Below are 10,691 nucleotides of genomic sequence, written 5' to 3' on the forward strand. Positions count from 1 at the left end.
CAGGCGTATATTGATAGTTAGCAAACTATGAATATCCTTGGTTCCTCACATGTCCATTGACTCCCTGCGCCTGCAAGTCAGCAGCGGCATGGTCGTTGCCGCTCGCCACTGGCGGCGCATCTGCCACAACGCGCTGATCGGCTACGGTATCTCCGAGGCCTGCGCCGCACCGTTGCTGATGATCGTGCGCTTGGGCGATGGCGTGCATCAGGTGGCCGTGGCCCAGGCTGCCGGCCTGGAAAGCCCGTCGCTGGTGCGCCTGCTCGACCAACTGTGCAAGGCTGGCCTGGTCTGCCGCAGCGAGGACCCGCTGGACCGCCGCGCCAAGGGCCTGAGCCTGACCGCCGAAGGCCGTCGCCTGGCCGAAGCGATCGAAGCCGAACTGGTGCGCGTGCGCCATGACGTGCTGCAGGGCATCGACGAGGCGGACCTGCTGGCCGCGTTGCGTGTGCTGCGTGCCTTCGAGGCCGCTGGCCTGGGTATTGCGGGCGGGGTGGCATGAACGGTTTCTTCAGCTCGGTGCCACCGGCCCGCGACTGGTTCTACGGCGTGCGCACCTTCGCCGCGTCGATGATCGCCCTGTACATCGCCCTGTTGCTGCAGTTGCCGCGTCCGTATTGGGCGATGGCCACCGTGTACATTGTCTCCAGCCCGTTCGTCGGCCCAACCAGCTCCAAGGCGCTGTATCGAGCCGTGGGGACGCTGCTCGGTGCTGCCGGGGCGATCTTCTTCGTGCCGCCGCTGGTGCAGTCACCGCTGTTGCTGAGCATCGCCATCGCCCTGTGGACCGGTACCCTGCTGTTCCTCTCGCTGAACGTGCGCACGGCCAACAATTACGTGCTGATGCTGGCCGGCTACACCTTGCCGATGATTGCCCTGGCGGTGGTCGACAACCCGCTGGCGGTGTTCGACGTGGCGTCCTCCCGGGCCCAGGAGATCTGCCTGGGGATCGTCTGCGCGGCGGTGGTCGGTGCGATTTTCTGGCCGCGCCGGCTGGCCCCGGTGGTGGTGGGTGCCACCGGCAACTGGTTCACCGAAGCGATCCGCTACAGCGACACTTACCTCGCCCGTGAAGCCAGCGCCGACAAGGTCGGAGGCATGCGTGCAGCGATGGTCACCACGTTCAACTCGCTGGAGCTGATGATCGGCCAGCTCGGCCACGAAGGTGCCGGCCCGCACACCCTGAAGAACGCCCGCGAGCTGCGCGGGCGGATGATCCACCTGCTGCCGGTGATGGATGCCCTCGACGACGCCCTGATCGCCCTCGAAGGCCGCGCCCCGCTCCATTACGCGCAGCTCCAGCCAGTGCTGGATGCCGCCCGCGAATGGCTCAAGGGCACCGCCGACAGCGCGTCTGTCTCCCGCTGGACGGCTTTGCACGAGCAGCTCGACCGCTTGCAGCCCGGCGCCGCCGCGCTCGATCAGCGTGCCGAACTGCTGCTGTCCAACGCTCTTTACCGCCTGACTGAATGGGCCGACCTGTGGCAGGACTGTTGCTCCCTGCAGCATGCCCTGCGCAGCGACGACCCCAAACCCTGGCGCGCGGTTTACCGCCACTGGCGGCTGGGCCGGCTGACCGCGTTCTTCGACCGCGGCTTGATGCTCTACTCGGTGGCTTCCACGGTGCTGGCGATTGTCGTCGCCTGCGGGCTGTGGATCGGCCTGGGCTGGAACGACGGCGCCAGTGCGGTGATCCTCGCCGCGGTGTCGTGCAGCTTCTTCGCCGCCATGGACGACCCGGCACCGCAGATCTACCGGTTCTTCTTCTGGACCTTGATGTCGGTGATCTTCTCCAGCCTGTACCTGTTCCTGGTGCTGCCCAACCTGCACGACTTCCCGATGCTGGTGCTGGCCTTCGCGATCCCGTTCATTTGCGTTGGCACCCTGACCGTGCAGCCGCGCTTCTACCTCGGCACCTTGCTGACCATCGTCAACACCTCGACCTTCATCAGCATCCAGGGTGCCTATGACGCCGACTTCCTGACCTTCCTCAACTCCAACCTGGCGGGCCCGGCCGGCCTGCTGTTCGCTTTCATCTGGACCCTGGTGATGCGCCCGTTCGGCGTGGAGCTGGCGGCCAAGCGCATGACCCGCTTTGCCTGGCGCGACATCGTCGAAATGACCGAGCCGGCGACCCTGGCCGAGCACCGCCAACTCGGCGTGCAGATGCTCGACCGCTTGATGCAGCACCTGCCCCGCCTGTCGCAGACCGGCCAGGACAGCGGGGTGGCACTGCGCGACCTGCGCGTCGGGCTGAACCTGCTCGACCTGCTGGCCTACCTGCCGCGGGCCGGTCAGCAGGCTCGCGAACGCCTGGGCACGGTGATCGAGGAGGTCGGTGCGCACTACGCCGCCTGCCTGCGGGCCGGTGAGCGTCTGCACGCGCCAGCCGCACTGCTGCGCAACATGGAGCGGGCGCGCCTGTCGCTGAACCTGGATGAACTGTACGAACGCGGCGATGCCCGCACGCACTTGCTGCATGCCCTGGCAGGCCTGCGCCTGGCGCTGCTGCCAGGTGTCGAGGTGATGCTCGAGCCTGCCGAACAACCGCAACTGCCCCCCGGCCTGGACGGAGCGCCCCTGTGATCGGTGAACTGGATATCAGCGGGGTGTTCCTGCCCACGCTGCTGGTGATGATGTTTGGCACCTACCTGCTGTTCCTGGGGGTGCACGCGGTGCTGGTGCGCCTGCATTTCTACCGCCTGGTCTGGCACCGGGCGCTGTTCAACGTTGCCCTGTACGCCGTGCTGCTGGGTGCGGTCGACCACTTTTGCCGAAGCCTGATGCTGCCATGAAAAAACCTTTGCTGACCCTGGGCCGTGTGGTCCTGACCTTGCTGGTAGTGACCTTCGCCGCCGTGCTCGTGTGGCAGATGGTGGTGTACTACATGTTCGCCCCCTGGACCCGCGACGGGCACATCCGCGCCGACGTGATCCAGATCGCCCCGGACGTGTCCGGCCTGATCCAGAAGGTCGAGGTGCGCGACAACCAGACCGTCAAGCGCGGTGACGTGCTGTTCACCATCGACCAGGACCGCTTCACCCTGGCGTTGCGCCAGGCCAAGGCGACCCTCGGCGAGCGCCAGGAAACCCTGGCCCAGGCGTCCCGCGAAGCGCAGCGTAACCGCAAGCTCGGCAACCTGGTGGCGGCCGAGCAGCTGGAAGAGAGCCAGTCCCGCGAGGCCCGCGCCCGCTCGGCGGTCAGCGAGGCCCAGGTAGCGGTCGACACCGCCCAGCTCAACCTGGATCGCTCGGTGGTGCGCAGCCCGGTGGATGGTTATCTCAACGACCGCGCCCCGCGCGACCACGAGTTCGTCAGCGCGGGTCGCCCTGTGCTGTCGGTGGTCGACAGCGCCTCGTACCACGTCGATGGCTACTTCGAGGAAACCAAGCTGGGTGGCATCCACATCGGCGACGCCGTGGACATCCGCGTGATGGGCGACAGCACCCGTCTGCGCGGCCACGTGCAGAGCTTCGCTGCCGGCATCGAAGACCGTGACCGCAGCAGCGGTGCCAACCTGCTGCCCAACGTCAACCCGGCGTTCAGCTGGGTGCGCCTGGCCCAGCGTATTCCGGTGCGCATCGCCTTCGATGAAGTGCCGGAAGACTTCCGCATGATCGCCGGGCGCACTGCCACGGTGTCGATCCTCGAGGGCCAGCGGCCATGAAACAGCTGATCCTCGCGGGGTTCTGCCTGTCCCTGGGGGCCTGCATGATGGTCGGCCCCGATTACGAAGTGCCGAAAGACGCGGCGGTGCAACGCAGCGACCTCAACGGCCCGTTGCGCGAGGATGCCGACAGCGTGGTGTCGGCCCCGGTGCCCGAGGACTGGTGGCAGCTGTATCAGGATCAGCGCCTCAACGAACTGGTGCGCCAGGCGCTGAGCGCCAACACAGAGCTGCGCGTCGCTGCGGCGAACATCGCCAAGGCCCGTGCACAGGTCGAAGTGGCCGAGTCCCAGGGCGGCTTCAACGGCGGCATCAAGGCCGGCGCCCAGCGCCTGCAGGAGTCCGGCCAGGCCTTCCTGCTGCCTGAAAAGGTGCCGGTGGCCAACATCGGCGAGGCGATCATCAGTGCCTCGTATCAGTTCGACCTGTGGGGCACCTTCAAGCGCGGCACCGAGGCCGCCGAGGCCAACGCCGACGCGGTGCAGGCCGCCGCCGACACTGCGCGCATTACCTTGGTGGCCGACGTGGTCAAGGCCTACACCCAGGTGTGCTCGGCCAACGAGGAATACCACATCGCCCGCGAGTCGCTCGACCTGCAGGAGCAGAGCGTGAAGCTCAACCAACGCCTGCGTGACGCCGGCCGCGGCGACGAAACCCAAGTCACCCGCTCGCAGACCCAGTTCAAATCGTTGCGTGCCGAACTGCCGCGCTTCAAGGCCGAGCGCGAGACCGGCCTGTACACCCTGGCAGCGCTGCTGGCCAAGCCTGTGGATAAGTTACCTGCCGGCACCGCTGATTGCGCCGAGCTGCCACAGCTGAACCAGTTGGTGCCGGTTGGCGACGGTGCGGCGCTGCTCAAGCGCCGCCCCGACGTGCGCCAGGCCGAGCGCCAACTGGCGGCGGCCACTGCCGAGATCGGTGTGGCCACTGGTGCGCTGTACCCGGATATCAGCATCGGCGCTCAAGTGGGCACCATCGGTATTCTCGAAGATCTTGGCGATCCGTCGACCAACCGCTGGGGCTTCGGCCCGCAGATCAGCTGGAGCATCCCGACCAACGGTACCCGCGCCCGCATTCGCATGGCCGAAGCCTCGACCCAGGCGGCCTTGGCGCATTTTGATGGGGTGGTGCTGAACGCCATCCGCGAAACCCAGACTCGACTGGCGCAGTACAGCGCCTTGCTGGACCGGCGTGATGCGTTGGCCGAGGCGGAGAAGTCGGCGAAGGAAGCGGCGGACCAGACCCACCGGTATTACCAGGCAGGGCGTGAGTCGTTCCTGGCGGATTTGCAGGCGACGCGAACTTACACCGACATGCGCTCGCAGCTGGCGGCGGCCAACAGCCAGGTGGCGTTGGGGCAGATTGGTGTGTTCCTGGCGTTGGGTGGGGGGTGGAAGGAGGCTGGGAAGCAGTGAGGGTGCAAGGGGAGGGTGAAGGCTGATTGGTGCCTGCCTTGGCATTTTCAGCGCCTGTGAAATCGAGCGCCGCCCGCGCGGCGCGTCGCGGATAAATCCGCTCCTACCGTTTGTTTCGGGCCAGTCCATCCTGTGAAGTCACCGCTCTCCGCCTTGGGTGTCCCATTCGTAATCGAGGTATCGCTGCTGCCGCTCCCCTATCTCCTGCCATGCGCCAAGGGCGCGCGCCAATGGTGCAGAAATAACTGGCCCGAAACAGACTGTAGGAGCGGATTTATCCGCGATGCGCCGCGCGGGCGGCGCTCGATCTCACAGGCGCTGAAAATGCCAAGGCAGGCACCTGTCAGCCCCCACCCATTCTCCCGCCTCAAGAACCACCGCGCCCCCTGGCGACATTCCTTTCCTCACTTCATCAGATTTGTCTCAAGATTTTTCATGAAATCCACCCCCAGCCCTTGAGCGAAGCAAAGTGGAAGTGAACAATGTTCTCTTTCGCATTCCCTTCGAGACTGGCCATGAAAACCCGTTCCCGTCTGCTCGCCTGGTTGCCAGCTGTACTGCTCGGCCAGGTGCTGGCGCTGTGCAGCACCCTGGCGCAGGCCGAAGCACCCGCCGAGGCCGGCAAAGCCCTGCATTTGCTGGACTACATTGGTGCCGACTATCCGCCGACCGTGGAAAACGGCAAGGTCATCGACGACGGCGAATACCGCGAGCAGCAGGAATTCAGCGCGGTGCTGGCCGACCTGGTCAAAGGCCTGCCGGCCAATGCCGAGCAAGCCGGCCTTCAGCAGGGCGTGCAGGCGCTGCGCCAGGCCATCGACCAGCGCCAGGACGGCGCAGCGGTAGCCAAGCAGGCCCGCCAGTTGGGTGCGCGCCTGGCGGTGGCCTACGAGGTCAGCCAGGCCCCGGTGATCACCCCGGACCCGGCCCGAGGTGCGTCGCTGTATGCACAGAACTGCTCGATCTGCCACGGTGATACCGGCGCCGGTGATGGTCCGGCAGGTGTGGGCCTGGAACCCGCACCGGCCAACCTGCGGGACACCGCACGCCTCGACCAGTTGAGCCTGTTCGACCTTTACAACACCCTGGCGCTGGGCATTGATGGCACCGAAATGCCGTCCTTCGCCGACCAGCTGGATGAGCGCCAGCGCTGGGACGTGGCGGCCTACATCGCCAGCTTCACGGCCAAGCCTGAAGCCGCCAAGGGCGACAAGACCTGGAACATCGCCGACCTGGCACGGCAGACCCCGGCCGAAGTGGCCGCCAACGAAGGCGCCGCGTCGGTCGAGGCGTTCCGTGCCCAGCGTGCCCAGCCGCCGCAGGTCAAGCGCGGCCCGTCGCAGTTGCTCGCTTACACCGCCAGCACGCTGGACAAGAGCCTGGCGGCTTACCGTGCAGGTGATCGTGATCAGGCCTACGACCTGTCGGTAGCGGCTTATCTGGAAGGCTTCGAACTGGTCGAAAGTTCGCTGGACAACATCGATACCGTAGCGCGCAAGAGCACCGAAAAGGCCCTGATGGCCTACCGTCAGTCACTGCAGGACGGCCTCTCGGTGGCCCAGGCTGAGCAACGCCTTAGCGAAGCGAAGACCAAGCTCGACCAGGCCGCCAAGCTGCTGGGCAGTGATGGCTTGAGCTGGTCGCTGAGCTTCATTTCCGGCCTGCTGATCCTGCTGCGTGAGGGCCTCGAAGCGATCCTGGTGCTGGCCGCTGTGCTGGCCTTCTTGCGCAACACGGGCCAGCAGTCGGCCATACGCAGCGTCAACATCGGCTGGGGCCTGGCGCTGGTTGCAGGTTTTGCCACCTGGGCCGTGGCCGCCTATGTGATCGACGTCGGCGGTGCCCAGCGTGAGCTGCTGGAAGGCAGTACCGCCTTGTTTGCCAGCGTGATGGTGCTGTGGTTGGGCGTGTGGATGCACGACCGCCGTCATGCGGCTGCCTGGCAGGACTACATCAAGAGCAGCCTGGTCAGCGGTGGCGGGCGCTTTGGCTTTGCCGTGCTGGCGTTTTTCTCGGTGTACCGTGAGCTGTTCGAAGTGATCCTGTTCTACGAAACCCTGTGGCTGCAGGCTGGCCCGGCGGGCCACCAGGCGGTGCTGGCCGGAGGGGCCACCGCGCTGGTGCTGCTGGTGGGGTTGGCGTGGGTGATCCTGCGCGGTTCGGCCAAGCTGCCACTGTCGCTGTTCTTCAGCATCAACGCCGGGCTGCTGTGTGCCCTGTCGGTCGTATTCGCCGGACATGGCGTGAAGGCCCTGCAGGAGGCGGGCGTGCTGGGCACGCGGCCAATGGCGTTCTTCGAGTTCGACTGGCTGGGGATTCACCCCGATGTGTATTCGCTGAGTGCGCAGGCAGTGGCGTTGCTGGCGATTCTGGTGTTGTATGGGCGTAGTCGCCTGGCCGAGAAACGTCGGGCTGCCGTTTAAGGTTGATGCTGCTGGCCTCTTCGCGGGTAAACCCGCTCCCACAGGTACTGCACAGGTCTCAGATACTGTGCGATCCCTGTGGGAGCGGGTTTACCCGCGAAGAGGCCAGTGCGGGAAAATAGAGATCTAACTGAATGCGCATCTGGATCGACGCCGATGCCTGCCCCAAGGCAGCCAAGGACCTGATCGTCAAATTCGCCCTCAAGCGCCAGCTCGAGGTGGTCATGGTGGCTGGCCAGGCCGTTGCCAAACCGGCCTTCTCGATCGTCCGCCTGATCGTGGTGCCTAGCGGCATGGACGCGGCCGACGATTACCTGGTCGAGCACGCCGTGCCCGGCGAACTGGTGATCTGCAGCGACGTGCCGCTGGCTGACCGGCTGATCAAGAAGGGCGTGGCCGCGCTGGATCCGCGTGGCCGCGAGTTCGACGAACGCAACATGGGCGAGCGCCTGGCGGTGCGCAACCTGTTCACCGAACTGCGTGAACAGGGCCAGGTCGGCGGCGGGCAGGCGCCCTATGGCGACCGCGAGAAGCAGGCGTTCGCCAATGCTCTGGACCGTATCCTCACCCGCCTGAGCAAAGGCTGATCACTCCCCTTCGTGGGTCAGCTCCAGCACCCGGTCCACCAGTTTGTAGATGCCACTGGCGGCTTCACTGATCGACTTGGCCACCATGTAGGCCGGGGTGGTCACCAGCTTGCGCTGGGGGTCTTCGACGATGTCATGCACATCACACACTTCGTGCTTGCCGCCCATCTTTTCCACCGCCGCCGCGGTACCCGCGTCATTGCCGATGGTGCAGACCACGCCCGGGCCATAGATCTTCGCCGCCAGCGCCGGCGAGATGCAGATCAGGCCGATCGGCTTGCAGGCTTCGGCAAAGGCTTCGGCCAGGCTCAGCACGTCCGGGTTCACGGTGCATTCGGTACCTTCCACGGCAAAGTTGGACAGGTTCTTCGCTGCGCCGAAACCGCCGGGCACGATCAACGCATCGAAATCCTCGGCCCTGGCCTCACGGATGTCCTTCACTTCGCCACGGGCGATTCGCGCCGACTCGGTCAGCACATTGCGTGACTCGGGCATTTCCTGGCCGGTCAGGTGGTCGATCACGTGCATCTGCGCAATGTTCGGCGCAAAGCACTGCACCTGTGCGCCGCGCTGGTCCAGGCGCAGCAGGGTGATCACGCTTTCGTGGATTTCCGCGCCGTCGTACACACCACAGCCGGAAAGAATCACCGCTACTTTCTTGGTCATGCTCATTACTCCATTTTCGAGGCGCTAAATGTCGTCTAGTTTGGCAGATGTGGCCATAGGGATTACGCCGGGCGCATCCTAATCTCTGTGGATAACCCTATCGAGCGTTGCCCATGGACCTGATACTGCTGGCCGTGCCGTTCTTCTTCGTGCTGATCGCTGTGGAACTGCTTGCCGACCGTGTGCGCGGTCAACGCAACTTCACCCTTGCCGATTCGATCAACAGCCTCAGCACCGGCGCGCTGTCCACCAGCACCGGCCTGTTGACCAAAGGGGTCGGGCTGTTGACCTATGCGCTGGCCTGGGAGCACCTGGCGCTGCTGCGTCTGCCGTCGAATGCCATGTGGGTCTGGCTGCTGGCCTTCGTGCTGTACGACCTGTGCTACTACTGGCTGCACCGCCTGGGCCATGAGCGCAACGTCCTGTGGGCGGCGCACTCGGTTCATCACCAGAGCGAGGAGTACAACCTCACCACCGCCCTGCGCCAGACCAGCAGCGGCTTCATCTTCTCGTGGATCTTCTACTTGCCGCTGGCGCTGATCGGCGTGCCGCCCGTGGTGTTCATCACCGTGGCGTCGCTGAACCTGCTGTATCAGTTCTGGGTACATACCCGGCATATCCCCAAGCTTGGCTGGCTCGAGTGGGTGTTGATCACGCCCTCCAACCATCGCGTCCACCATGCACAGAATCCTGTCTACTTGGATCGCAACTACGGCGGCGTGTTCATTGTCTGGGACCGTCTGTTCGGCACGTTCAAGGAGGAAGACCCGGCCGAGCCGGTCGTGTTCGGTGTGACCACACCCTTGGCCAGCTGGAATCCGCTGTGGGCCAACCTGCAGTTCTACGCCCAGTTGTACGGCGACGCCCGCCGCACGCGCAGCTGGAAGGACAAGCTGCGCATCTGGTTCATGCCCACTGGCTGGCGCCCGGCCGATGTCGCGACAGCTTATCCACAGGCGAAGCAGAACCTGGCGTTGTTCCGCAAGTTCGAGATTCCCCTGGGCCGGGCGTGGCAGGTGTACGTGGCAGTGCAGTTCGCGGTCTACATCGCGTTGGGCAGTTATCTGATGGACGTGGCCGAGCGTGTGCCGAGCGCCGCGCTGGTGCTGGGTTGGTCGCTGATGGCGTTTGGCTTGTTCGTGCTGGGTGCGGCCCTGGAAAACCGGCCGTGGGCGGTGCGCCTGGAACTGGCGCGCCTGCTGACGCTGGTGCCGGCGCTGTACCTGGCCGGCACGCTGGGCTTAGCGGTGGTCGTGCCCGTGTTCTGGCTGCTTCTCGGTTTTTACCTGCTGTTCAGCGCTGGCGGGCTGTTCTTCTGCCGCCGCGCGGCGCTCGGCGCGCAGAGTGCGGAAACGCCGGCGCAGCCAGAGCAGGCCACCCAGCAGCAACAGGCCGCCGAGCACCCATAGCTCGTACTTCTTGATGCTGCCCAGCATGCCTTCGAGGATGGCGCCGAAGTGATAGGCCGCCAGGCCCAATACCAGGGCCCAGACGGCGGCGCCGATGCCGTTGAGCAGCAGGTAGCGACGCGGCGAGTAGCCAGACAGGCCGATGGCGATCGGCATCACCGTGCGCAAGCCGTAGACGAAGCGGAAGCTCAGCACCCAGATGTCCGGGTGGCGGCGGATATGCTCCAGCGCGCGGTCACCCATGGCCTGCCAGCGCGGCTTGCGCGCAAGGATCTTGCGCCCGTGGCGTCGGCCCATGAAGTACCACAACTGGTCGCCAGCGTAGCTGCCACAGAAGGCCACCAGCACCACCAGCTTGATGTCCATGTATTCGCGGAACGCAAGGAATCCCGCAAGGACCAGAATGGTCTCGCCTTCGAAGAAGGTGCCTAGAAAAAGGGCAAAGTAGCCGAAATCCTGCAGGAATTGTTGGAGCATTTTCTGAGGTGCTGGCGAAATGAACGCGCAGCCTACCCCTTCGCGCG

At 65.3% G+C, this 10,691-nt stretch carries 9 protein-coding genes and 1 pseudogene; 8 read left to right on the forward strand and 2 right to left on the reverse strand.

What is annotated here, in order from left to right; translation table 11 throughout:
- Positions 1-49: 49 nt before the first annotated feature.
- The 7 genes from L6D64_RS18860 (at position 50) to L6D64_RS18890 (ending at position 8,092) form a co-directional block, all read left to right on the forward strand.
- The gene (locus tag L6D64_RS18860) at positions 50-502 is read left to right on the forward strand and encodes a MarR family winged helix-turn-helix transcriptional regulator (RefSeq protein WP_176509382.1); all 453 of its coding nucleotides are present in this window, start codon (positions 50-52) and stop codon (positions 500-502) included.
- Positions 499-2,586: an FUSC family protein gene (locus L6D64_RS18865; RefSeq protein ID WP_176509381.1), complete on the forward strand. Its 2,088-nt coding sequence runs from the start codon at positions 499-501 to the stop codon at positions 2,584-2,586. The genes L6D64_RS18860 and L6D64_RS18865 overlap by 4 nt, the downstream gene beginning before the upstream one ends.
- Positions 2,583-2,795 carry a DUF1656 domain-containing protein gene (locus L6D64_RS18870; RefSeq protein ID WP_016392395.1) on the forward strand — a complete coding sequence of 71 codons (213 nt, stop codon included), beginning with the start codon at positions 2,583-2,585 and terminating at the stop codon, positions 2,793-2,795. The genes L6D64_RS18865 and L6D64_RS18870 overlap by 4 nt, the downstream gene beginning before the upstream one ends.
- The gene (locus L6D64_RS18875; protein ID WP_176509380.1) at positions 2,792-3,667 is read left to right on the forward strand and encodes an efflux RND transporter periplasmic adaptor subunit; all 876 of its coding nucleotides are present in this window, start codon (positions 2,792-2,794) and stop codon (positions 3,665-3,667) included. Before L6D64_RS18870 ends, L6D64_RS18875 begins: the two co-directional genes overlap by 4 nt.
- Positions 3,664-5,082 carry an efflux transporter outer membrane subunit gene (locus L6D64_RS18880; protein ID WP_176509379.1) on the forward strand — a complete coding sequence of 473 codons (1,419 nt, stop codon included), beginning with the start codon at positions 3,664-3,666 and terminating at the stop codon, positions 5,080-5,082. Before L6D64_RS18875 ends, L6D64_RS18880 begins: the two co-directional genes overlap by 4 nt.
- A 482-nt stretch (positions 5,083-5,564) precedes the next feature.
- Entirely contained in the window at positions 5,565-7,505 is a 1,941-nt protein-coding gene (locus L6D64_RS18885) for an FTR1 family protein (protein WP_176507528.1), read from the forward strand.
- Between the two features lie 134 nt (positions 7,506-7,639).
- Positions 7,640-8,092, forward strand: a complete 453-nt coding sequence (locus L6D64_RS18890; RefSeq protein WP_176507529.1) for a YaiI/YqxD family protein — start codon at positions 7,640-7,642, stop codon at positions 8,090-8,092.
- Here the strand turns inward: L6D64_RS18890 and elbB are convergent, their stop codons facing one another.
- Entirely contained in the window at positions 8,093-8,758 is a 666-nt protein-coding gene (elbB, locus tag L6D64_RS18895) for an isoprenoid biosynthesis glyoxalase ElbB (RefSeq protein WP_176507530.1), read from the reverse strand.
- Between the two features lie 341 nt (positions 8,759-9,099).
- Between elbB and L6D64_RS18900 the strand changes: the two are divergent.
- Positions 9,100-9,498: pseudogene (locus tag L6D64_RS18900) on the forward strand (sterol desaturase family protein); the annotation flags it as partial.
- A gap of 501 nt (positions 9,499-9,999) precedes the next feature.
- Here the strand turns inward: L6D64_RS18900 and L6D64_RS18905 are convergent.
- Positions 10,000-10,644, reverse strand: coding sequence for a DedA family protein (locus L6D64_RS18905; protein WP_176507531.1), 645 nt, complete (start codon positions 10,642-10,644; stop codon positions 10,000-10,002).
- Positions 10,645-10,691 lie beyond the last annotated feature (47 nt).

The organism is Pseudomonas urethralis (genome assembly GCF_021602465.1).
Classification (GTDB): domain Bacteria; phylum Pseudomonadota; class Gammaproteobacteria; order Pseudomonadales; family Pseudomonadaceae; genus Aquipseudomonas; species Aquipseudomonas vlassakiae.

Bases quoted from the DNA above. Each gene is read 5' to 3' on its own strand.
- L6D64_RS18860 (WP_176509382.1), top strand. From the start codon at position 50: ATGTCCATTGACTCCCTGCGCCTGCAAGTCAGCAGCGGCATGGTCGTT.
- L6D64_RS18865 (WP_176509381.1), top strand. From the start codon at position 499: ATGAACGGTTTCTTCAGCTCGGTGCCACCGGCCCGCGACTGGTTCTAC.
- L6D64_RS18875 (WP_176509380.1), top strand. From the start codon at position 2,792: ATGAAAAAACCTTTGCTGACCCTGGGCCGTGTGGTCCTGACCTTGCTG.
- L6D64_RS18880 (WP_176509379.1), top strand. From the start codon at position 3,664: ATGAAACAGCTGATCCTCGCGGGGTTCTGCCTGTCCCTGGGGGCCTGC.
- L6D64_RS18885 (WP_176507528.1), top strand. From the start codon at position 5,565: ATGTTCTCTTTCGCATTCCCTTCGAGACTGGCCATGAAAACCCGTTCC.
- L6D64_RS18890 (WP_176507529.1), top strand. From the start codon at position 7,640: ATGCGCATCTGGATCGACGCCGATGCCTGCCCCAAGGCAGCCAAGGAC.
- elbB (WP_176507530.1), bottom strand. From the start codon at position 8,758: ATGACCAAGAAAGTAGCGGTGATTCTTTCCGGCTGTGGTGTGTACGAC.
- L6D64_RS18905 (WP_176507531.1), bottom strand. From the start codon at position 10,644: ATGCTCCAACAATTCCTGCAGGATTTCGGCTACTTTGCCCTTTTTCTA.